Annotated in this window: 18 protein-coding genes and 1 tRNA gene; 14 read left to right on the plus strand and 5 right to left on the minus strand. The window is 47.4% G+C overall.

Going from position 1 to position 23,951, the window contains the following annotated elements; genetic code table 11:
• Window positions 1-235: 235 nt before the first annotated feature.
• The 7 genes from ACYVF1_RS13280 (at window position 236) to ACYVF1_RS13310 (ending at window position 11,892) form a co-directional block, all read left to right on the plus strand.
• Entirely contained in the window at window positions 236-1,828 is a 1,593-nt protein-coding gene (locus tag ACYVF1_RS13280; protein ID WP_461079445.1) for a hypothetical protein, read from the plus strand.
• Between the two features lie 394 nt (window positions 1,829-2,222).
• Entirely contained in the window at window positions 2,223-2,849 is a 627-nt protein-coding gene (locus tag ACYVF1_RS13285; RefSeq protein WP_461079447.1) for an RNA polymerase sigma-70 factor, read from the plus strand.
• Window positions 2,846-3,865 (plus strand): FecR family protein, encoded by a 1,020-nt coding sequence (locus tag ACYVF1_RS13290; protein ID WP_461079449.1) that lies wholly within the window; start codon window positions 2,846-2,848, stop codon window positions 3,863-3,865. Before ACYVF1_RS13285 ends, ACYVF1_RS13290 begins: the two co-directional genes overlap by 4 nt.
• A 212-nt stretch (window positions 3,866-4,077) precedes the next feature.
• Window positions 4,078-7,506: a SusC/RagA family TonB-linked outer membrane protein gene (locus tag ACYVF1_RS13295; RefSeq protein ID WP_461079451.1), complete on the plus strand. Its 3,429-nt coding sequence runs from the start codon at window positions 4,078-4,080 to the stop codon at window positions 7,504-7,506.
• A gap of 20 nt (window positions 7,507-7,526) precedes the next feature.
• Window positions 7,527-8,981 carry a RagB/SusD family nutrient uptake outer membrane protein gene (locus ACYVF1_RS13300; protein WP_461079453.1) on the plus strand — a complete coding sequence of 485 codons (1,455 nt, stop codon included), beginning with the start codon at window positions 7,527-7,529 and terminating at the stop codon, window positions 8,979-8,981.
• A gap of 43 nt (window positions 8,982-9,024) precedes the next feature.
• Window positions 9,025-10,581, plus strand: coding sequence for a sulfatase (locus tag ACYVF1_RS13305; protein ID WP_461079455.1), 1,557 nt, complete (start codon window positions 9,025-9,027; stop codon window positions 10,579-10,581).
• A gap of 1,083 nt (window positions 10,582-11,664) precedes the next feature.
• Window positions 11,665-11,892, plus strand: coding sequence for a helix-turn-helix domain-containing protein (locus ACYVF1_RS13310; protein WP_461079457.1), 228 nt, complete (start codon window positions 11,665-11,667; stop codon window positions 11,890-11,892).
• 63 nt (window positions 11,893-11,955) lie between these two features.
• On the opposite strand, the gene ACYVF1_RS13315 is transcribed toward ACYVF1_RS13310, so the two are convergent.
• Window positions 11,956-13,116: a redoxin domain-containing protein gene (locus ACYVF1_RS13315; RefSeq protein WP_461079459.1), complete on the minus strand. Its 1,161-nt coding sequence runs from the start codon at window positions 13,114-13,116 to the stop codon at window positions 11,956-11,958.
• A gap of 1,054 nt (window positions 13,117-14,170) precedes the next feature.
• On the opposite strand from ACYVF1_RS13315, the gene ACYVF1_RS13320 reads away from it, so the two are divergent.
• Window positions 14,171-14,563: a c-type cytochrome gene (locus tag ACYVF1_RS13320; protein ID WP_461080746.1), complete on the plus strand. Its 393-nt coding sequence runs from the start codon at window positions 14,171-14,173 to the stop codon at window positions 14,561-14,563.
• 124 nt (window positions 14,564-14,687) lie between these two features.
• A complete protein-coding gene (locus ACYVF1_RS13325; RefSeq protein ID WP_461079461.1) occupies window positions 14,688-15,227 on the plus strand; it encodes a hypothetical protein in 540 nt (179 codons plus the stop codon).
• Between the two features lie 326 nt (window positions 15,228-15,553).
• On the opposite strand, the gene ACYVF1_RS13330 is transcribed toward ACYVF1_RS13325, so the two are convergent.
• The gene (locus tag ACYVF1_RS13330) at window positions 15,554-15,910 is read right to left on the minus strand and encodes a hypothetical protein (protein WP_461079463.1); all 357 of its coding nucleotides are present in this window, start codon (window positions 15,908-15,910) and stop codon (window positions 15,554-15,556) included.
• A 16-nt stretch (window positions 15,911-15,926) separates the two neighbouring features.
• On the opposite strand from ACYVF1_RS13330, the gene ACYVF1_RS13335 reads away from it, so the two are divergent.
• Window positions 15,927-17,360 (plus strand): hypothetical protein, encoded by a 1,434-nt coding sequence (locus ACYVF1_RS13335; RefSeq protein WP_461079465.1) that lies wholly within the window; start codon window positions 15,927-15,929, stop codon window positions 17,358-17,360.
• Between the two features lie 147 nt (window positions 17,361-17,507).
• Window positions 17,508-18,953 carry a bZIP transcription factor gene (locus tag ACYVF1_RS13340; RefSeq protein ID WP_461079467.1) on the plus strand — a complete coding sequence of 482 codons (1,446 nt, stop codon included), beginning with the start codon at window positions 17,508-17,510 and terminating at the stop codon, window positions 18,951-18,953.
• Window positions 18,954-19,117: 164 nt separating this feature from the next.
• Here the strand turns inward: ACYVF1_RS13340 and ACYVF1_RS13345 are convergent.
• Window positions 19,118-19,199 (minus strand) — tRNA-Leu (locus tag ACYVF1_RS13345).
• Window positions 19,200-19,338: 139 nt separating this feature from the next.
• Between ACYVF1_RS13345 and ACYVF1_RS13350 the strand changes: the two genes are divergently transcribed.
• Complete coding sequence (locus tag ACYVF1_RS13350) at window positions 19,339-19,752, plus strand: DUF3127 domain-containing protein (RefSeq protein WP_461079468.1); 414 nt, start codon at window positions 19,339-19,341, stop codon at window positions 19,750-19,752.
• A 160-nt stretch (window positions 19,753-19,912) separates the two neighbouring features.
• Complete coding sequence (locus ACYVF1_RS13355; RefSeq protein ID WP_461079470.1) at window positions 19,913-20,587, plus strand: tetratricopeptide repeat protein; 675 nt, start codon at window positions 19,913-19,915, stop codon at window positions 20,585-20,587.
• A gap of 57 nt (window positions 20,588-20,644) precedes the next feature.
• Here the strand turns inward: ACYVF1_RS13355 and ACYVF1_RS13360 are convergent, their stop codons facing one another.
• Window positions 20,645-21,457: an SDR family oxidoreductase gene (locus tag ACYVF1_RS13360; RefSeq protein ID WP_461079472.1), complete on the minus strand. Its 813-nt coding sequence runs from the start codon at window positions 21,455-21,457 to the stop codon at window positions 20,645-20,647.
• Between the two features lie 85 nt (window positions 21,458-21,542).
• Complete coding sequence (locus tag ACYVF1_RS13365; protein WP_461079474.1) at window positions 21,543-22,244, minus strand: NUDIX hydrolase; 702 nt, start codon at window positions 22,242-22,244, stop codon at window positions 21,543-21,545.
• 295 nt (window positions 22,245-22,539) lie between these two features.
• On the opposite strand from ACYVF1_RS13365, the gene hslU reads away from it, so the two are divergent.
• Window positions 22,540-23,928, plus strand: a complete 1,389-nt coding sequence (hslU, locus tag ACYVF1_RS13370; protein ID WP_461079476.1) for an ATP-dependent protease ATPase subunit HslU — start codon at window positions 22,540-22,542, stop codon at window positions 23,926-23,928.
• The last annotated feature ends 23 nt before the right edge of the window (window positions 23,929-23,951 follow it).

A 23,951-nucleotide genomic window follows, 5' to 3' on the forward strand; every position in this document is an offset into this window, starting at 1 on the left:
CAACAAATGATCTAGCACCTTGAGGATGGCCAAGCGTCACCAGGCCCTGTTACATCTCATCCATACGATTGCTCAATACAGCACGCTCTATCTTCAATTGAGCTTGATTCACCCTCCTCTTTAGTTGCCTGCCCGCTAGCTTTATCGAATCAATTCACCCAAGCCCTTTTAGGAAGCGCAAGTCGCATATAGGGTAATGGACCACCACTTATCAAACTGTCTACTTTTCGATCAAATGACTAAATCGTTACCTATCCTACTGCTACTAGGCACTGTTAGCCCCGTGCTGGCTCAAACCAACTATGTCGCCAACTCACCCGCTTCTAACACGCCCGGTGCCTTTAACACATTAATTGGCGTTACAGCCGGTAATGCCCAAATGACCGGCGATCGCAACACGCTGACGGGCTTTGCCGCCGGTAAATCCATGACCACGGGGGTGCACAACGCCTTCTATGGGGTGGATGCGGGGCAGACAAATACCAATGGAAGCGCCAACACCTTCATGGGCTATGAGGCCGGGCTCGAAAACACCGCAGGTTCAGGAAATACATTTTTAGGAAGAGGGGCCGGGCAAAACAACACCACCGGATCAAACAATGTCTTTACCGGGCAGTTTACTGGGCAAAGCAACACTACTGGCACCAATAATGTCTTTGCGGGCGTATCGGCTGGTCAATTCAACACGAGCGGATACAATAACATCTTTACCGGTAGAGATGCGGGGCAAAACACCACCACTGGATTTAATAATGTCTTCACGGGTCACATTGCCGGGCAAAAGAATACCACCGGCAGCAATAACGTCTTTACAGGAGCTGCTGCTGGAATAAACAACACGACCGGATCAGACAACGTCGTTACGGGTAAAGATGCTGGGTATTACAATACCTCTGGCCGATACAACTCCTTCTATGGTGGGAGTGCCGGAAAAGCGAATACATCGGGATGGTATAATACGTTTATGGGCTTTGAGTCCGGGCTATATACTACTACTGGGGAGCGGAATACCTTTTTGGGGGCGAGTGCGGGTCGCGATAATACGACTGGCTACTATAATGTCTTTACGGGCACAGGAGCCGGGCAAGTCAACACCACAGGCTATAATAATATGTTTGCCGGAACATTCGCCGGAAGTCACAATACCACCGGAAATAATAATGTGTTTATTGGCTCCTTTGCGGGTCATGATAGTGAGACCGGTAGCTACAATGTCGTGATCGGGCATACGGCTTACCTGACTCGCCCCAATCTATTTCAGGCAGTAGCCATTGGCTACAATTCTCGAGTTGCCGTAAGTAGCGGCATTGTGCTGGGTAATCCAGATAACACCAGTATCGCCGTGGGCATCGGCACTGACTCGCCTGAGTACCCTCTGGATGTGCGGGGCACCATCAACCTGCGCAGCAAGGGCACGCTTAAGTTTAGTCATCTGGCCAACCCCAACCTGCGTAATGGGGCTACCGATCAGTTTCTCACCGTCAACGAAGGGGGCGAAACCGTCTTAGCCCGCTACCAGGTGAAGCTAAGCAGCCCCAATCAATGGGCGGACAAGGTGTTTGAGCAGGGGTACCTGCTACGACCATTGTCCGAGGTAGCCCAGTATGTAAGTATAAACAAGCACTTGCCCGGCATTCCTTCTGCCCAGGAGATGGTCAACGAAGGGATCAGCTTAGAGGGGTTGAACGCTCGGTTACTGGAAAAGATTGAAGAGCTGACGATTTACAGTATTCAACAACAAAAACAGATTGAGAAACTAGAGAAGCAGCATCACCAAGAGATTGACGAGTTGAAAGCAATGGTTAAATTATTGCTTAAAACGAAATAAATAATCGATTTTACCCTGGTGCGACACAGCTTTACTAATTGTATTCCTCGCCTACCAGTGTGGTGAAAAGGGCATTTTGTTGAATTCAAGTTGAACGGCTATCTGGAGGCAGATAGCCGTTTTATAGTTGTTAATGGGGTTGGAGTTTCTTCAATGATGGTAGAACTGCATTAGTATCATCTAATTAATAGTCTCACCTAACGCTCCTTCATGTGACGAACGAGTCTTCATGTATCTGTTATAATATTTGGGCGTTTCAGAAGATGCTATTCCAGATGCCCATCCTGTCTGGGAAAATCTCGAAATTTTGAAATTAATCAAAGAACATCTTTTTTTTACGAACGCATTAGGGTAAAGAGCTTAAATGGTATCTATCTAAAACCACGTATCAATTATGGGTAAGCTACCATCTAATTCTGTGCCTGAACGGCAATCTGCCCGTCCGCTATACGCAGGCGACTATGATGCCAACGTATCGATTGGTCCAGACGATGAGTTGCTGATCCGGAGAGCCTTTGAAAGCGATCCATATCAGGGGTGCGACCTGCTTTTCCGGCGATATTATGAGCCGTTGTGTAGTCACGCCATTCGTTACGTGTATTCAAAAATGCTGGCCGAAGATATTGTAGCTGACCTGTTCCAGATGTTCTGGCAGAAACGGTTGTTCGAACGTATTACGTTCTCTTACCGGGCTTATTTATACCGGGCCGTTCGTCAGAATTGCCTGCTTTATCTACAACGAGAAGCGGGCCATACGGTTTCGCAGGAATTATTATCAAGTACTGAGCAGCTGAGTTTAACTACGCAGCCGTCTGAACAGATTCAGTTTGATGAACTCAGCGGTCAGATTGAAGCGGTTATCAACGGCTTCAGCCCAGCCGTTCGCCAGGTGTTTATGCTGAGTCGGTTTGAGGGGCGCAAAAATCAGGAGATTGCCGACGAACTCCATATTTCGCTTAAAACGGTGGAAGCGCATATAACCAAAGCGCTTGGTCTTTTCCGCAAAGTATTACAGTCATGAGCCATTCTCAATCAGGACCTACCAAAGCCGTTGTGTTCGCTTACTTTGCCCATCAGGCAACGCCTTTGGAACGGCAGGCCATTGAAGCGTGGTTAGCGACCGACGAAGGTACTCTGTTGTATTACACCTATCTGGATGAATGGGAACGCGAGCATCCGCAGTTTTACCCCGACAGCGAAGCGGCCCGCCAACGATTTACCCAATTCATTCGCTCGCCCCTTCAGTCAGAACTCGTCGATGCCAATCGAACTCGAGAAAGTTTAACGTACGACTTTACGAAAGAAACGACCTGGTTTCGATCACAGTGGCTAATCGGCCTGGCGGCATCAGTCGCGTTACTGGCAGGTGTATGGCTGACAACTGATTTCTGGTATTATACAACCCTCACCAACGGCTATCGGCAAATTCGATCGGTATCCCTTCCGGATGGGTCTGGAGTTCTGCTGGGAACAAACTCCTCCGTACGCTATGCCCGATTCGGTTTTAGCAGTGGGATCAGGCAGGTCTGGCTGGACGGAGAAGCAGAGTTTCAGATTGTCCATACGCCCGAAAGTAAACGGTTTACAGTTGAAACCCCTGATCATACGATCGTGGAGGTGTTGGGAACGGTATTTGTCGTCAACAGCCGCCGAAACAGCACGCAGGTCGTACTGGAAACGGGCCGTATAAAGCTAACCACGCCCCGTACCACCCGACCAGTCGTACTTTCGCCGGGTGATATGGTAACGGTATCGGCTCGTGGACAATTGAAACAGCAACATTTGACTCAAACACCATCCCGAGTGATTTGGCACGACCATCAATTTGTATTTGCTGATACCCCCCTATCCGACGTAGCCAATCAACTTCATGATACGTTTGGGGTTACCGTGCAAATTCCCCAAGCGCAGCTGATGACCCGAACCGTATCGGGAACATTCCAGGCAGAAACTGCAGATGATCTGCTCCAGGCATTGGCCATGATGATGAATCTCCAGTTAAATCAGGCTAAAGAGGTGTATATCCTGACAAATTAACGAGGCTGATCTATTCGTATCGTTACGTTTCACTTTCCTTTCACTGCATTAGGCCAGTATTTTTCAACCCTACTCACAGTATAATTTTTATTTTAAAAAATTACATTTTCCCATTAGGGTAGATAGTTCATTTTGTATCTATCCAGAAACGGTAGCGTAGCAATCAGATCAATTACAACCCAATAACCTACAAACGACATTCATCGTAAATTATGAAAAAACTGATACGTACTCGTCGATGTATCCGCGTGACTGGACTATTCGTATGGGGTTTACTGACGCTGACCCAGCTACCCTTGAAGGCGCAGGTACTGGCTCGTAATTCACAGCGGACCGTTGCTGGCCAACCCGATACGTATCGGTTAACGGATGCGATTCAACAGTTGAAAGACCGGTACCGCGTTAACATTATTTTTGAAGATCGCGCCCTGAAGAATCTGCTGGTGCCGGCCGAAACGATCCGCTCGCAGGCAACCCTCGAAGCCAGTTTGCAGGCCTTGCTGCATCCGTTTGGCCTCCAGTACAGAAAGGTAAAAAACAACTACGTTATTCTGACGAAGGATAGCAAAGACAAAAGCCAGGCTACCCTGACCGAGCCAGAGAAATCAGGCAATGATCCAATGACCGAACCTACCTCAGAAGTACCCGAAGGAGTATCCCGAAAGATAGCAGTGGCAGCAGAGCATCCGACCGTAGCTGCCATTAGTATTTCCGGTACGGTGAGCGACGAAAAAGGAGACGTATTGCCGGGAGTGAGTGTGGTTCTGAAAGGGACAACGACTGGCACAACAACGGGTAGTAACGGAAAATACACCTTATCGGTACCGAATCAGGCTGCTACGCTTGTGTTTAGTTTCGTTGGCTACGCTCCTCAGGAGATCGTTGTGGGTACCCGTACAACCCTAAATGTTACGTTGGTAGTTAGCGACAAAACGCTCAACGAAGTTGTGGTTGTCGGCTATGGCACCCAGAAAAAAAGCGATCTAACCGGATCAGTAGCCTCGGTTAGTGAGAAAGACTTTACACCCGGCGTTAATAACTCGGCTCTCCAGCTGCTGAATGGTAAAGCATCGGGCGTGCAGATCAGTCAGGCCAGTTCGGCACCGGGCGGGGGGATTGCCATTCGTATCCGGGGGGCGGGGTCGATCAATAGCAGCAACGATGCCCTGATTGTCGTCGATGGTTTGCCAGGGGCTACCACGGAGTCGCTAAGTCCTGGTGATATTGAGTCCATCCAGATTCTGAAAGATGCGTCGGCAGCTGCCATCTATGGCTCGCGGGCGGCTAATGGCGTCGTATTGATCACCACCAAGAAAGGCAGCAAAGGAACTTCGCAGGTTAACTACAGCGCCTACGTAGGTATTCAGAACGTAGCCAAACGCCTGGATTTACTGACTACTCCGCAGTACATCAGCGTTCTTAATGATTTGTCAATGGCGCAGAGCGGAAAACCCCGGTACACACCCGACCAGATAGCGGCCATTGGAGCAGGTACGGACTGGCAGGATCAAATATTTCGCACCGCGCTGGCACAAAACCATCAGCTATCGTTTTCGGGCGGGGCCGAAAAATCGAATTATTACATTGGCCTGAATTACCTCAATCAGGCTGGCGTCGTGTTGAATTCTGGCCTGAAGAAATATAATATCCGACTGAATTATCAGGTCAATCCATCTGATAAGCTCAAGGTAACGCTGAACCTCAACGTTAACCGAATGGCCACGACCAACATTCTGACGACAAATGCAGGCAATGAAAGTGCTGGTCCTATCAACGCAGCCCTTCAATTTGATCCCACCATTCCGGCAGGACTGGACGCGAACGGCCGATACCCTTTCAATCCCACTATATCGCTGGAAAACCCACTTGCTCTGTTAAACGGCGTCAATCAGTCCTACGTAGAAAACCGTTCATTCGGCACTGTAGCTGCCGATTACACGCCGATCAAAGGCTGGACAACGACCTTACGGCTGGGAGGTGATATTTCCAATGGACGTACCGATAACTACAACAGTACGGTTACCCAGAAAGGGCTTTCTTCGGGAGGTATCGGAAGCATTAATGCCAGCGAATACAATCACTGGATTACTGAGCTATTTTCGACGTATACCCATACCTATAATAGTGTTCATCAACTGTCGGTGCTAGCCGGGGCTACGCTGGAAGAGTATAACAATCTGGGTGTAGGTGCTTCGTCTATTAGTTTTCTGTCGGACGTAACGCAAACCAATCTGCTGCAGAGTGGGGATGGCGATCGGGGCGATAATGTAAACAGTAGCCGTTCAACTAACCGGCTCAATTCCTATTTAGGGCGGCTCAATTATACCTTCAAAGACAAATACCTGCTAACGGCCTCGCTTCGGGCTGATGGTACGTCGCGCTTTTCGGATCAGAATAAATATGCTTTCTTTCCATCTGTGGCGCTGGGCTGGCGGCTCTCGGAAGAGTCGTTTATTCAAAAAATCAATTTGTTTAATGACCTTAAACTCCGACTTAGCTACGGACAGAGTGGTAATCAGGCCATTAATAATTTCGAGACTCTACAAACACTGGTGGCTGGTGGCAAGGCGATTCTGGGTGGCGGCTTGGTTCAGGGGCTGGAGCCTGCCCGGATTCCGAACACCGATCTGCGATGGGAAACCACCGAAGAAGTGGATCTGGGTCTGGATTTCAGCATCCTGAAAGGGCGCGTAAGCGGCTCGATTGAGTATTTCAACAAAACCACCCGCGACCAGCTATTCCAAAAACCATTACCTACAACGTCGGGCTTTCAGAACATCCGGGTGAATTTCGGGAAGGTACGCAACCAGGGAATCGATCTGGCGCTGGAAACCCGGAATTTAGTTAATGCGCTGAAATGGACGTCGAATTTTACGTTTTCGACACTCAAGAACGAGGTTGTTGAACTTCCCGATTTTATTTCGCAGGTACTCACGGGAAGCGTGGGATACACGGCCAGCTACGCTATTACGCGCGTGGGGTCGCCTATCCAGTCGTTCTACGGCTACCAGACCAATGGAATCTATCAGACCAAAGAAGAAATTGCAGCCTCTGCGGAGCCCACAGCCCAGCCCGGCTATCTGCGGTTTGTGGATCAGAATGGAGATAGTAAAATTACCCCGGACGACCGGGTTATTCTTGGCAACCCATTACCTAAACTGCTTTTTGGTCTAACCAATACGTTCAATTACAAGGGTTTGAACCTGAGTTTTCTGCTGACGGCGGTGCAGGGGGTTAGCAGCCTGGACAACAACATCGTTGAATCGCTTTATCCAATCAACTTCGACCGAAATCGATTGGCCGTTCATTACCTGGATCGCTGGACGCCGGCTAATCCGGGGGCTATATATCCGTCGGGTATCAATCCAAGTGCTTACGGGGGAGCACGGGCCATCAATTCGCTGACAGTTTCCGATGCGTCGTTTGTCCGGCTTAAGAACGTAACACTTGGCTACACCATCCCAACTAAGCTGGTCCGGTTAGCTTCGGTGTACGTAGCGGCTGACAACGTATTTACCATCACCAAGTTTCTGGGCTTCGATCCGGATGCCAATGCATCGGGTACAGGCGTAGGACGGGCCAGCTATAACAGCTACCCGCTCAACCGGACTGTTCGTTTCGGCATAAATCTGGGTTTTTAATCACTAAACACTGCCTGACCATGATCAAGATATATAAACAGTTACGTCTCCTGGTAGTAGCGATCGGCTGTCTGATTCCTACCAGTTGTAAGCAGTTTTTGTCTGAACAGGTATACACCGAATTTGCTCCGCAAAGTCTGCTTCAAAATGAGGATGGCATAAAAAAGGTACTGTATGGCGCCTATAGCCAATCGCAGGTGAATGGCGGGATGCGGGAAGATCAGTATACATTGGCGGAATTTCCAACCGATATTATGTTCGAGAGTGGCGGGCAATTTGAGAAAGACGCCCTGCCATTTGTTAATTTTCAGTGGGATGCCACATCGGGTTTCCTGAACACCATCTGGTTGCAGATGTACAGGGCCGTTCGGGACGCGAACGTACTGCTGGAAAATATCGACAAGGTAACAGCCATCTCCCCTGCTCGTCTGGCGCAATACAAGGCCGAAGCTACGTTTATCCGGGCCGAAGCGTTTGCCCACCTGCATCGCTATTTTGGGTCAGTGCCATTGGTATTGACAACCAGTACCGATGATCTGAAACCAAGTCGACCAACGAATGACGAATTTGTCAATTTTGTCGCGGCTGAACTGACCAAAGCAGCTAAAGATCTCCCACTAACCCAGGCGCTACGTGGTCAGGCCGATAAAGGAACGGCTCTGGCCGTACTGACCAAGTTTTACCTCAATACAAAACAATGGCAAAAAGCCGCTGATACCGCTAAAGAGCTGATTGATTTGAAGAAGTATAAACTCTTTCCAGAAATCGAAAACCTGTTTGCGGTTCAGAATGAAAATAACGACGAATACATTTTTATTTATCCCTGTCTGGCGCAGGGGCCAGGCAATCTGTATATGCCCCACGCCTTTCCGCCAAACTATCCGATTCAAAACAACTGGATCAACTACGGAGCACAATTTCGAACCTACACGGCTTTCTATAAAACCTTCGACCCCAGCGACCGACGGCTGCGTATGTTCATTACCGAATATACAGATACCAAGGGAGTCAAGCAAAAATTACTCGAAGACGCCACCGGCAAACCGCTCGACGATGTCCGCAGTTTCAAATACACCCCCGACCCAAATGCCATCTCCCAGAATAACGGAAACGATATTCCCGTGATCCGCTACGCCGATATTCTGCTCAGCCGGGCTGAGGCTCTCAATGAATTACAAGGCCCTAATCAGGAATCCATTGACCTGATCAATCAGGTGCGGGTACGAGCGGGTGTCAAGTCGCTCGTACTCACGGATTTTACGACAAAAGAGAAATTGCGGGACCACTTGCTGAAGGAGCGAGGTTGGGAGTTTTTTTCCGAAGGAAAACGTCGGGAAGACCTCATCCGCATGGATCGGTTTATTGCCAGTGCTTTGGAACGGAAAAAGAATGCACAGCCGTTTCAAGTGTTGTATCCACTACCACAGTCCGAAATTGATGCCAATCCGAATCTCAAACAGAATCCGGGTTACTAGCTAAATATCCCAGGGAGTACAGTGACGTATAAAGAAGGCAGCTATGTATAAGGTTCTCACTTGGTTTGCACAGATAGGTTGGTCAATTGTCTTTATGGGCTGCGCGTTTGCTCAGCCAGCTAAACTCCCAGCCTCCCCCAATATTATAGTGTTTATGGTCGATGATATGGGCTGGCAAGATACTTCAGTCCCGTTCTGGAGCCAGACAACCACCCTAAATCGGCGCTATCATACCCCGAACATGGAACGACTCGCGCGGGAAGGCATGAAGTTTACCAATGCCTATGCGGCACCCGTTTGCACCCCTACGCGGGTCAGTCTGATGACGGGTATGAATCCCGCTCATCACCGCGTTTCGCACTGGACATCGCCCAACAAAAATACCAATACCGACTACCGCGATACGACCCTAAATTCGGTAAACTGGAATATTAACGGGCTCAGCCCGGTAGCTGGGGTCGAACATACGGTTTACGCCACTCCGCTGCCCGCTTTATTAAATCAGCACAAGTATTACACCATTCATTGTGGCAAAGCGCATTTCGGCTCGGCTGGAACGCCGGGTTCAAATCCTGAGAATATAGGATTCAAGGTGAACATAGCGGGTAATGAGATTGGGCATCCGGCGAGCTATCTAGGAACGGATAACTACGATCGTCCTGTAAAGGGAAAGCCCAACCGAAATGCGGTGCCCGGTCTTGATGCTTATCATGGTACGGATACGTTTCTGTCGGAAGCTCTTACACGGGAAGCCCTGAAAGCACTAGAGGAACCCGTGCGTCGCAAAGAGCCATTTTTTCTTTATATGGCCCATTACGCCGTCCACACGCCCATTATGGCCGACAAACGGTTTGTTGGCAAGTACCTAAAAGCGGGGCTGGATTCTACAGAAGCAAAGTACGCTTCGCTGGTGGAGGGAATGGATAAAAGTTTAGGGGATTTGCTTCAGTTTCTGGATGAACGGCAACTGACCCAAAATACTGTAATCCTGTTCATGTCGGATAATGGCGGATTGAGTACATCTCCGGCACGGTCGGCGCCAGCGCATACGCAAAATCTCCCCTTGCGGGCTGGCAAAAGCTCAGTATATGAAGGCGGTATTCGCGAGCCTATGCTGGTACGCTGGCCAGGTGTAGTGAAGCCAGGCAGCGTGGCCAGCCAGTATCTGATTATCGAGGATTTTTTTCCGACAATACTTGAAATAGCCGGAATCAGTAAGCCCCAGATACAGCAATCGCTCGATGGTATATCGTTCCTGCCGTCGCTGACGAATGCCGCTTTCCGGAACGATGACCGAACACTGATCTGGCACCATCCTCATCGCTGGATTCCGCAGGAAGGGCCACTCGTTTCGTGGGCCAGCGCCATGCGAAAAGGCGACTGGAAACTAGTATATGACCATCGTAAGGAGAAACTGGAACTCTATAATCTGAAAACTGACATTGGCGAACAGCATGATCTGGCGAGTCAGAATCCGAAAAAGGTCATCGAACTAGCCCAGCTATTTACGGATCAATTACAGCGCTGGGAGGCACAGTGGCCCACGTTTAAAGCAACCGGCAGACACGTGATGTCGCCATTGGAAGCCACCCGAAAGTAAAGCGAGATTGGCCAGAACGTGTTCAAGTGGTACCAACTTAATAGGCTGAAATACGGGTAATTCTGCCGAATCGTACCGCTGCTGCGGACCGTAAAATCCGTCAATTGCCGGTATTGTACGATTTAGTAGTTTTAAAAAGTTAGGGATCAAAAAGGCACATCTTTCTGAATCACAATCAATTAACGATTTTTAAGCTCTAATTAAGGCGAAAAGCAGGTCCACCGACCAATTTGGTTTTGTTTTATGAAACCGGCTTTCTGAGTTGGATTGGCTGTCAATCAATCTATTGGCTAGTTATAGTCATTCAATTGACGGATTTTACGCAGGGCCGCCTAGCGGTCCGCAGCAGCGGTACGATTCGGCTAACACACCCCATCTAGTGAAACCGGTGTATCTGGGAGCGCTGCTAAACATGCTCACCGATTTATTCGGCAGGGACTAGACCGACGTAGGATTGATATAATTCCTAAGTCTCCGAAAAACGCCCTATTCAATGAGATACTGATTACCGAGCCCAGACCGCTTTACAGTTTGACCCAACCGAGTGCATTGTATTTTATAAATGAGCCATCGGTCAGGACGGATACAACCCCCCAATAAGGAGTCCCTTTAGTTAATCGGATCGCTTCGCAAAATACCCCAATGCGTTTGACCCGGCAGAAGCCGATGAACCGGAATCGTTACGTGAAAGGTAAGGCTGATCCTGGTTTGACTTAGGCGCAGCCGGTGCGGAGCCAGAAGCCAGCCGCCCAACCCACGCCCTAACTGCTACGTGTGAAGCGACCGCATGGCCGCCGTAGACGGAGAGCCGATGAAGTGAGGAGGAACGATGAACGCAAGCGGAACGACCGACCAGCGGCCAGCGCGTCCACAGAACGGCACCAAGTTCACTTATGGCGAGTGAGAAGCCCCCCGCGCGTGCAGAGGTTGAGGGACACAGAGCGCCAAGCGGGGGAGCGCCGAACGATCAACAATCTTGCGTCAGCCTATAACGCCCGGCCAGGGCCCTGCGGAGCAACCGACTGGAAGCTTTTTTCTTGCTACGTTCGCTATTACTTACTTTTGCAGGAAATAACATAATCTATGAATAGTGAAGTGTCGTCGTTACGTATCAAAACGATTGTTAGTGCGCTCGGCTTGAAAATGCAGGGTTTTGCGAATGAAATAGAAATCAATAAACAGCAGATGTACCGCTATACGTCAGGCCAGTCTGTTCCCGCCTGGGAAACGCTTGATAAAATCCTGTCGAAATTTCCGAATGTATCGGCTGAGTACCTGATGCGGGGTAAAGGAGCAGTTTTGATCGAATAAATTCCCAGAAAGCTCGGGAATCGATTTAAACTGTAAGTAAGATTTTAAAAATCAGTACGTCTTTTATTGAGCCAGTAACTTACCCAATTTCTCCTCTAAGTCACGGATTTGAATATCCTGAGCTACGATCTTTTTACTGCTGTTCAATAAGACGGCGGTTGGAAGCCGCCCAACCTGGTACGTAGCGTGCACTCCGTTTTCATCTTCCAGATCGATAAATACGGGCCAGGGTAATTTCTCCTTCAGTAAAGCAGCTCTGGACGTCTGACTATCAAATTCCCGTGAGATGGTGATGATATCGAACCCTAGCGAGTGATAGCGTTCATAGAGTTTTTGGAGTGCCCCGTGTCGGCGTTTGTTGGAAGGTACGTAGCTGCTGGAGAAATCCAATAGTATGTACTTCGCCTTAATGTCCGCTAATCTTAGCCGCTTTCCTGTCAAAATTGGTAGCTCAAAATCCGACGCTTTGTGCCCTACCTGGTTGGCTGCTAAACCCCGCTGGATTTTTTGGTAAGAAGCATACTTCTGAAAGGAAGATAGTTTGGCAAATAACTCATTACGTATCTGATAAGGGAGAGTTAGAAAACGAGAACTGTACAGATACCAGCTTGAACTGGCCTTGGGGTGGGTAGCAATCAAATTAGCTAGTTTAGCTGCATATTCATTATGTAATGAATCCTCCAGTTGCTCCATTCGCTCCATGTCGTTAGGAATCGAGTTGCCTGAAATGGAATCTTTGGGCCACGCTGAACTAAACCGAAACTGACTTCTTAACTCGGTATGGCTTTCTAAAAGCTGACTCAACAAGCTATCTTGCTGAGTCCAAAGTTTAGAATCTAATGAACCTGTAATTTGGGGCGGTGATGTTAGATGGTCATTGAACGTGATACGTATATCGGCCGTGTCAATGAACAGGTTCACATCCTGTTTTCGATTCTCGATCCATATGTAGGCCGGACATGGCTCAGCGACGGTAACCACGAAAATGGCGTGGCCATCCAATACCATTGTCGAGTGAATAATAGGCTTGCTCTCAGGGCGCTTGATGACCAATTTACATTCGGTACTGTCTTTAGCCAGGGGGACGTAGCAATCGATTCGGCTGGTCAGCTGGGCACTGGCTAGTATCGGATCTAAAAGCAGGCAGATGAGGACAAGCAGAAGGCTGCTAGTTTGAAACAATACATCGATTTTACGAGTGAATCGTTGGCTGACCCCTTTCATCTGAAGCCCTGTGTTCGTAAGCTTTATACTTTGCTTTAGTAACGTTGATTTGTACAGTATCGATTTATATAAGCTCTACGTATTAGGTGAAAAGATGAAAAGAGATAAGTGTTTACGAATCCCGACGCCGACGATTGGCCATAAAAAAAGCTCCCACACTGGGGAGCTTACCGCTTCGGGAAAAGCTCGCTTAGCGAGCCCGCATCCGGTAGATGGTCCGACCACGCAGACCTACTAGAGGGCCACCGACTTCAATGATGCGGGGCCGAGCCGGGCGGTTGATGTGCATTAATTTAGTGTTCATCGTTTTTGTTGTTTGTGAATGTGTTACAAAAATAATGGGTAACGTACCCATCTGGCAACGAAGAACTGGTCAGGCGTCAAATTCAAGTGATAAACCGCCTAAAAATGGCGATAAATGGTATATCTAAAAAATTGACTTATTCTAAGGAATCGAGCAGCTGATTTTTGAATTTATAGTATAAAAGGAAGATATAGGACTTTTGTAAGAGGATAAAAAGAAAGCCAGACGACGCGAAAGTCACCTGGCTTCTGGTTTCACTCTATGTGCAGGCATACGGCTGCGTTTTAAGTGCATGTATGTCTACTTCGAGCGAAATACACTTTATAAACTAAGGCTAGAATCATTTGTTTGAGGAGTGGCCTGTTTTTTTGAAATTTGGATAATATGACCGCTTATTTTTCAGATTAGTTTGATATCTCCGTCCCCGTCAGCTAAGACCAGCTGATGAAGAAGGATCGATTGTTCTTATTACTAGCTCTGGCCGCTTTACTATTGGCATTTGTTGATGGACCGTTCAGATACGTCCTGCTAGGCTTTTCGACAAGTACCTTCTTGGTTTTTATCTGTAAAGGAACTGATCGAAATAATACTATTTAATATAATTGAGATTATACAACAGATGAGCGTAGCTTTTATATTATGATGACTTCTTCACATATTAGTTCGCTTATTGATGCTTTAAGGTGGCTAATTGGGCTAGTTAGCCTATGCATAGTTTTACTCTTAAGCGGATTGATCTGTTTGAGTTTAATGAGTAAGCCAGTAACCCCCGTTGAGTCACAGACTATAGATTACCCTATCCAAACTGTAAAATCGGATGCCAGTTTAACGCCTGCCTTAAAAAAGGGTAAGCTGCTTTTCACGGCCAATTGCGAAGCCTGTCATCAAATATCAGATACTCGCGTTGTTGGTCCTGGCTTACTGGGCGTATCTGAGCGGGTGCCTGATCGAGCTTGGCTCTTAAAGTGGATTAGAAACCCCTCCACAGTGCTTAATTCAGGTGATGTATATGCTAACCATATGGTCAAAGCATTTACTCCTGTCTTAATGCCTGGTTTCCCTTCTCTTACCGAAAACGAACTCCACGCTCTTATTGACTATGTAGACAGTCATAAAAGTACAGCGCCAAGTTTTACGCAATAGCCATTACTGTATTTTGACAGCTTAACATATAGCCACTTTTACAACAAAAATAAGTTGGAAGTATTCCATCTTATATACTGAATTAGAAGAACATGCGTTGTTGGAAAAATAGCTTCTCTTTCGGATGAAAACTATCCTACACACCTGCTCAATAAGCTTTCTTTTTGTATTACTACCACTACAAATAATTGCCCAACAAGTCATTGACTCAGGCAACCCGCGAACAGCGTTTAGAAAAGGTACTGAGCAAATCACGATTACTTATGGGTATAGTCGAGGTAGTTTAGTCAATAACCGAAGTGTTACGCAAATTCAAGCTGGATACTACGTCGCAAATCGAATAATGATTGGGCTAGCGGGTTCTTTAATGAAAGAATGGTTAGGAGAGCTTTCTTCGAAGAATATGTTTAGTGGAGGCCCCTTGATTAAGTATCAATTTACGGCTAGTCGTCTGTCTCCATTTGCAACACTCGCTTACCAATTTGGCAAGCCAACTATAAACCCCACGGTTAACCAAGCCCTTTTATTTACCCCAGGAGTAAATTTTGCTTTGTTTCCAGCGGTTCGACTTGAAGCTAGTTACAGCTTATTATTTGTGCCTACTAAAGAACGAATTAGCCAGCCACAGATAGGCGCAACCATTTTGTTTGGCAATAAGCAGTAGGTGTACGTCGTCAAGTAAAAGTGGACAAAAGGGGTGAAAAGGGGCAGAGACAATTCAGTAAAGTGTTTCACCCAAATCACCTTAATTATCTCTAATTCAGCCCAAAAGACCTATCCTAACCATTCCAAAAAGGCTCAGGCATCTTCCCCTGAGCCCAAACCAGATCTAGCTATTATTAAAGACATTCAACGACAGATCCGACGCCAATACACCCCTGAAGTAAAGATTCGCATTGGCCTCGAAGGATGGCAGGGCGAACCGTCGGTCGACGAAAGCGGTCGACGAGTAGGGCTCAGCACCACTATTTACTCCCCCCTTTACCTACTTTAAGAGCAGGCATTGGGGGTGGTATTATCGTTCGACAATGCTGGATGACTACTCCCGCTAAATTTTGGCGTGGGAACGGTGTCCGGGTATGCAGGCCACGGATGCAGCGCGAGCTGTACAGGTCGCTCTGAAAGCCAGTAGTTTAGCGGCTGATCCGCGACCACGTATGTTATCAGACTAACGTACGTCCCGCTGATGCTTACTGGACCATCAAGACCAAATCTTGGCCGACCGGCAAAAACTAAAACAGCTATCAATGCTGAACCGACGGAAAAGTCATATTTTTCAGCGTGGGCAAAGCGGTTAAAACCGTCTCTTTTCTTTTGACCCGCATCTGTCCATTTTTGGCTGACCATATACACCAAGCGGTTTTTGGATCAACTGAAAGTTACCACAACTACGCCGGGTGGTGGAGGCAGTTCGGGCAACGTCGATACGGATGGTTTTCTGCTCTATGATGATCAGGGCTGGATTGGTGCCGATGAGAAGCAGATCGAGAATACGCAGGTGATCATAAAGTTCAAGAAGTCGGTCGGCGGCTGTCCAACCTGGGCGGCTCTGAAAACCAACAACCGGAACGTCATCTGTGATCAGCAGGTAAACAATCAGTTTTCGGATAAAGGGGTCCAATGGCAGGTTAGTCTGTACGCCAACCCGAAACGGGTCTTCACGATTAACGGCGTTACCAAAGTTGGTACCGGTGCCAATCCCGTACCGGGCGGCTCCGATGCGCCGTGGTATACACCCGGCATTGTAATCAAATCGGCGGTTCTAAACGATTATGCGCGCGGTCAGGTGTTTTGCGTCAAACAACGGGGCTTATTCTGGAACTGGCAGAATGAGCCCGGTAATATCGTTGTCGATCTGGAGTGGTGGTTAGTGGGTCGACGTATTCACTATATAGCCAGAGCGGTCGTCGAAGCCAGAGCCAGCTACATTACCGAACAACGTAGCTGGGTTGGTCAGGAGCAGGAAAAACAATCGCTTTACAACATTGGCGACTTTAACCAGCACCGCACGAAGATCAATGGCAGTGAATACGATATGCGTACTGGACTTGGCGCGAGTGCGCCGGGTGTGGAAAACTTCAGTGATACGTTTTTAACCGATGCATGCTGGGCAGGTACCTACAACGGTGACTTTTCGCAGGGCGTTACGTATTTCACTCCGCAAAACTCAGCGTTCAAATCCTGGCAGAAATTTGGCGAAGGGGGTGAATGGAATAGTGGTGTATCCGCTTATCTGGTCGCCTGTCCGGAAAATAACTATGATGATATCGGTACCAAAACTATCGATATCGGCTATATGATTCTGGGTAGTAAATCAGACGCACTGACGGAGATTGCTACGTTAGGTGGAGCCGATCAGAGTTTTGATTTCGTATTTGGTGGGGCCGTCGATCCGCAATGGTTTTCGAAAGATGCTGCCATGAAAAAGATCGGTAACGATATCGTGTTTGAAGTGGGTACACCTAACCACGATAATGCGGCCTACAATACGTCACGCGTGAACTCACCACACCGGGCATGGCAGGCATCGGGCATCTCTCAGATTCAGTTCACCATCGCTGTACAGGGCAACGGTGGCAATCAGGACCTCAAATTTATCTGGGGTAAACCCGGCAAAAAAAGCCAGAACGAATATTTCAAATACTTCACGGTGCAGGCTGATGGCGTCGAGCGAACCTACACGGTCAATACAGCCGATGCTAACTGGAATGGGATCATCAGCCACATAGCGATTGGCGGTAAAGATGGCATGCCGACCACCACGACAATTAAGCTGAAGCGGATTAAGAAGCCTTAAAATGGGTTGACTCAGATTTAGTAAAAAGCTCCTTCCATCTGGTTGGGGCTTTCTTAGCCAGCCTGTTAGTTCGTACCGGTAAATAAACAGAGTCTGAAACAAACTGATTATCAGAATAAATTTGATAAACACTAATTTTTTGACTTTATGAAAGCACTTTATTTGTTCTTATTCTTAAGTCTGCTAAGCTATGGATTGTGGGCACAAGCTAATTATGTGGAACGCACTGCAAACTCTTCCACACCTGCTGGTGCCAACACACTGGTAGGTGTGAGCGCAGGCAATATGACCATGACAGGGCCTTCTAACACCTACATTGGTACTTCTGCGGGTACATCCACTGTGAATGGGTTTGCTAATGTAGCCGTGGGGTATCATTCGGGCTACTCAATTAATTCGGGGGATTATAATTGCTTTGTAGGGGGCAACTCGGGAAGATCAACTACAACGGGTAACCGAAATGTTTGCATAGGAATACTTTCCGGTTATTTGAACACCTCAGGCGAGAATAACACGTTTATGGGATACGAGTCCGGCCGTAACAACACTACCGCCAGCAATAACGTATTCATCGGCTACCAGGCCGGACTAAACAATACTACTGGCACTGCTAATCTGTTTATGGGCAACGCAGCGGGCATCCAAAGTAACGGCTCCTACAATATGTTCATCGGCAATGGATCGGGCTACAACAATACCTCAGGGCTAGGCAACACCTTCATCGGTGACGGCTCGGGCTACGGCAGTACCACCGGCCAGAACAACACCTACATCGGTCGGGCGGCTAACTATTCGGGCAATGGGGGCGGTAATTATAACACCTTCATCGGCTTCGGGGCGGGCACCAACGGACCCACCGTCAACAACGCCACCGCCATCGGCGTCAACGCCATCGTCACCGTTAGCAACGCGGTGGTTCTGGGAGCCCCTGGGACCAAAGTGGGCATCGGCAACTCGGCCCCCAACAACACCCTAGAGATCACCAAGGGTACCGCGAACCAGTCGGGCCTGCGACTGACTAACCTCAATAACTCTTCACCGGCAACAGCGCTTAATCAAACCAAGTTTCTCTCAGTCAACGAGCAGGGCGATGTGGTGATGGCCAGCATGAACAGCTCAGCCCGCGAAGGGGTGAGTGAAACCCTGTGGCAGCGCAAGGACTCCTTTCTGCAAAGCACCCAGAACGATGCAGTCATTATTGGTAGTAACGTAGCGCGTACGCCATCGGGTTACAAGTTATTTGTCGAAGAGGGCATTTTGACCGAGAAAGTAAAAGTAGCCGTCAAAAACACTTCCGACTGGAGTGATAAAGTCTTTGATGATACGTATCAGCTAAAGAGATTGTCGGAAGTGGAGAAATACATTCAGGTGAACAAGCATTTGCCCGGTATCCCTTCGGCTAAGGAGATGGTTGAGAAGGGTAACGATCTGCATAAGACAGATGCTAAACTGTTGGAGAAAATTGAAGAACTGACCCTGTATAGCATTCAGCAGGATAAGAAAGTAGAACAGCAGGAAGAAAAACTGAGACAGCAGCAGAAACGTATAGACCTCTTAGAGCAGCTCGTCCAACAGTTGCTGGATAAGAAATGAACGGGTTATATGTTTTAAAAGATCATTCTAAATAGGATGGTCTTTTTTTTGCACCCCCAGTTATGCCGAACCTTTTTCTCCTGTTGTTTCAGTTCTGTTTCAGCACAAAAACAGAAAATCCGCTGTAAGTATCTAACCTACAGCGGATTATATTATATCGATCGTGACCACGGGGAGACTCGAACTCCCATGCCGTGAAGCACCACCCCCTCAAGATGGCGTGTCTACCAGTTTCACCACGTGGCCATTTCTGAAATCGCGGTGCAAATATAGCCGGTTAGAAATTGTTTGCCAAACAGAGTCCATTTCTTTTACTTTTTTCTAATACTTATGGGCATAAATTGACGAGAATTTCGTATTTTAGCTTTCTAAATTCATAGAAAAAATGGCATTCGAAGTAGTTGGAAAACTCATAAAAGTTCTTCCTGAAGTTACAGGGCAAGGCAAAAATGGGGCCTGGAATAAACAGGAATTTGTATTAGAAACCCTTGATAGTCAATATCCTAAAAAAGTCTGTATGTCTATTTGGGGTGAAAAAGCCAGCGATCTGAAACAGTTTGCTGATGGGGATATGCTCAAAGCTACGTTCAGCGCCGAATCACGGGAATACAATGACCGCTGGTATACTGAGCTGCGTGCCTTCCGTATCGAACTGGCTGAGGGAGGAAACGAAGCTGGATACGTAGCACCTGCTCGGCCTACTTCCCAGCAACAGTCGGCTCCCGCTCGACAAAATCAGCCTGCTCAGGCTGCATTTAACGCGGCTTTCGATGAAGAAAGTAACGATTTACCGTTTTAATAGGACTCTCGCGCATATAACGTAACAAGCAGGACAAAATAGTATTTTGTCCTGCTTGTTACGTTATATGGCTTTTTTAATGTCTTCCGTACCTGGCAACAATATGGGGTTGTGCTATTCTAAACAAGCTTTTGCCTGCTTTCTTAGTAGATTGCTCTGTTTGCTATCTACTGCTACGTTAGCGCAGACCAACGTTAGGCAAGCGGATTCGCTTTACGCGAATGGTGACCAGGTACAGGCTGCTCGTTTGTACGAAAAAGCTCTGGCCGAAGGGCAGCCTGCCACCGACCCTATGCTTTTAAAGTTGGCTAGTGCCTATGAACGGCAGAACGATATTCCACGGTTGCTTTATTTTCTTGATGTTTACTTTGAACGCCATCCCGACGATAACGTACTACGTCGATTAAGCGACATCGCAAAAGCCAATAATTTAAGTGGCTACGAAACGGATGACCTAAATTATTTTTATTTCTTTTATCGAAAATACAGTGCTTATTTTCTCCTTTTTCTCTTAATTCTGGCCGGCTACGTTTTCGGTGTACTGATACTTAAACTGGTACGTAAACAGTCCATCTCTTCGCGTCAGAAAAGCGTCGTATTTTTTTACCTACTACTACTGCTTGCTTTCACTAACTTACCCGAAGGTGTTCAATCGGGCATTACCAGCCGTAATCGCGTTTTGCTACGTACTGACCCATCGGCAGCGGCTCCCGTGGTTGAGGTTATTGGTAAAGGACACAAGGTTAATATCCTGGGGCAAAAAGATATTTACTTACGCGTGCTCTGGCACAATGAGTTGTATTTTATTCGACGGGATAATTTGTGGATAATTTAGTCGATATTCAGTAGTTACCCATCTTTGCAATTGGCCATTATAAACTATAACTATTCATTATCGTTTTTTTAGCGGAGAATCTTTCTCCTTGGCTAACGTATTGAATACCAGATTATCGGCCAGAGATGGAAGCCATTTATTAATGAACACCGTCAATTTTCCCTGAGTAGTCAGAATCAGCTCACGTTTACGTTTTTTGACCGCTTTTAGAATGTGATCGGCGCATTCTTCAGCACTCATCATTGATGATTCGTCCCGCATGGTTTCGCCCTTCGCTTCACCATGTGCGTCGAGAGCTGAGAAGCGAATATTAGAGGCAGTAAAGCCGGGGCAAGCCGTCAATACGTGTACGCCCGAGTGAAGCAGTTCAGTACGTACCGCTTCCAGAAAGCCATTCATCGCGAACTTGGAAGCTGAGTAACCAGTTCGTACTGGCAAACCCCGGTAACCTGCGATAGACGATATGCCCACAATAGATCCTTTCGACTCCAAAAGGTATGGCAGGGCATAACGGGTACTATATACAGTACCCATAAAATTAATATCCATAACCTTCTGAATAACCGAAGGATCAGTATCTATCAGCATCGATCGCATGGAAATGCCCGCGTTATTGATTAGGATATCGAGCCGACCGAAGTGAGCAATTGTTTGATCGATGAGTTGTTTGACGTCCTGCTCAACACTTACGTCGGCCGTGAGGGCCAGTACGTTAATATTCGCCTGTTTAAGTTCATCACGTACAGCAAAAAGTGCATCAGCCTTCCGTCCGCAGATAACAATGCTGGCACCTTCGCGGCCAAAAGCAAAGGCGAGTGCCCGTCCAATTCCCGACGATGCGCCGGTAATAAGTACAATTTTATCATTCATCACCGGCAAAGTTAGGCGAATTCAACGAGAGTGCTTCGCTCACCTGCCAGTAAACACTAGGTAATCGTTTTTCGCCGGTAAATCCTTACATGATGGTTTCAGCGTGGGGAATAACATTCAAAAACGAATGGGCTGACTTTTGGTAGCGATCGGGGTCGAGTCGATAATAAAAAGCCCCCTTTTTTGAATAGCCCTTCTGCTTCTCATTCAGTTTAACGAGCAGTTTTGTCGACAGAATTTTCCGGCTGAAATTACGTTTATCAAAATCGGTATGGTAAATAGCGTCGTACAGTTTTTTAAGCTGTGGAATGGTGAATTTATCAGGAAGAAGCTCAAAACCAATGGGATGCTGCGATGCCTTGTACCGTAATCGTTCGATGGCCAACGTCACCATCTCGCTATGATCGAATAAAAGATTGGGAAGATTATAAATCGAAAACCATTTCGCCTTAAACGCGTCCGATAATTTTGTAGCATGATCGGCTAGTTTCACCAGGGAGAAATAAGCCACCGAAACGGTACGTGCAATTGGATCGCGATTGGGATTGCCAAACGCATGAAGTTGTTCCAGATACACTTCTTTCAACCCAGTCAGGTCAAATACTATCCGGGCTGCGGCCTCTTCCAGGCTTTCTTGTTCCTGGAGCCATCCGCCCATCAGCGACCATGTTTTTTCGCCAACGCCCCGTTCAACCAACAAAACATTTAAACCTTCGCCATCGAAACCAAAAATGATAGAATCTAACGCCAGCAGGTATGGATGCTGTTCTTTGTATTGCGCTAACATATTGGTGACAAAATTTATTACGCTTTCATAAAAACAGTAACATTTTTCATACCAATTTTTACTCTACTTTATCTTTGAAGTTTAGAGATAAGATTTTGTTATTATGCTATAGAGTTATATAGTTATAAACTTGATCCACTAAGGAACTTTAAAACTATATGACCCTGTAATCTTTTGAACTTCTTTAGCCTAGAAAAGGGTAGACTTTCCTAGCTTTTTATGTAGCATTGGCACATTTTTCGATTTCCTGCGTTACCTTAAAAAGCACCATTTTCATCACGCTTATCCAGAGTCAATGACCCTATCACTTAAAGACCTCACGCCCCGGCAAATTGTGGCCGAACTAGACCAGTACATTATCGGTCAGGGCGATGCTAAACGTAACGTTGCCATTGCCCTGCGTAATCGCTGGCGACGCATGAACAGCACTGCCGATATGCAGCGCGAAATTACCCCCAATAATATTCTGATGATTGGCGCAACTGGTGTCGGAAAAACCGAGATCGCCCGTCGGCTCGCCAAAATTGCCGATGCCCCTTTTGTGAAAGTTGAAGCGTCAAAATTCACCGAAGTTGGCTATGTCGGCCGCGATGTTGAAAGTATGGTTCGCGATTTGGTCGAGCAATCGGTCAACATGGTTCGGGCGGCTCGAAAAGAAGCCGTTCGCGGTCAGGCGCAGCAAATGGTAGAGGACACCATTCTGGATATTCTGATTCCTCCGGTCAAGCCAGCTAATGGACATTTAGGTTTCGAGAACGAAAAAAAGCAAGATCCCGACGCCGAACTGAACGAACGTACCCGCGAACGATTCCGCGAAAAAATTCGCCTGGGCGAAATGGACGACCGTAAAATCGACATTGACGTGCAGCAGAGTCAAACGCCCAATATCGGTGTCATGGGGGGCGCAGTCGATGATTTGTCGATGATGAACATTCAGGAGATGATCGGCAATATGATGCCCAAGCGCGGAAAAAAACGTAAAGTGAGCATAGCTGAAGCCCGCAAAATCCTCTTGGAAGAAGAAGCTTCCAAACTCATCGACATGGACGAGGTGAAAGAAGAAGCTATTCGCAAGGCCGAAGACGCTGGAATCATTTTCATCGACGAAATCGACAAAGTAGCGTCGGCGCGCTCGGGTAACGGCGGTGGCGGGCCCGACGTAAGCCGCGAGGGGGTCCAGCGCGATTTGCTACCGATTGTGGAAGGCAGCGCGGTAAATACCAAATACGGCGTTATTCATACCGACCACATTCTGTTTGTGGCGGCCGGCGCTTTCCACGTAGCAAAACCTAGCGATTTAATACCTGAGTTACAGGGTCGTTTCCCAATTCGGGTCGAGTTACAAAGCTTGTCGGAAGACGATTTCTACCAAATCCTAAAAGAACCGCGTAACGCTTTAACTAAGCAATACGTTGCCATGCTTGCCGCTGAGAACGTAGAACTGACTTTTCAGGACGAAGCGCTACGTGAACTGGCTCGTATTGCGTTTGAGGTTAACAGCGAAGTCGAAAATATTGGCGCACGTCGCTTACAGACGGTGTTGAGTCACCTTATGAATGACTTTATGTTCGACATTCCCGACGTAATTGGAGCCAATGCGAAAGTCGTTGTGACGCGCGACATGGTCAGCGAAAAACTAAACGGTTTAGTAAAAAACCGAGACTTAAGTCAATATATTTTGTGATGTATGAAGTAGGATATAGGTAG

It is taken from the genome of Spirosoma flavus (genome assembly GCF_054778555.1).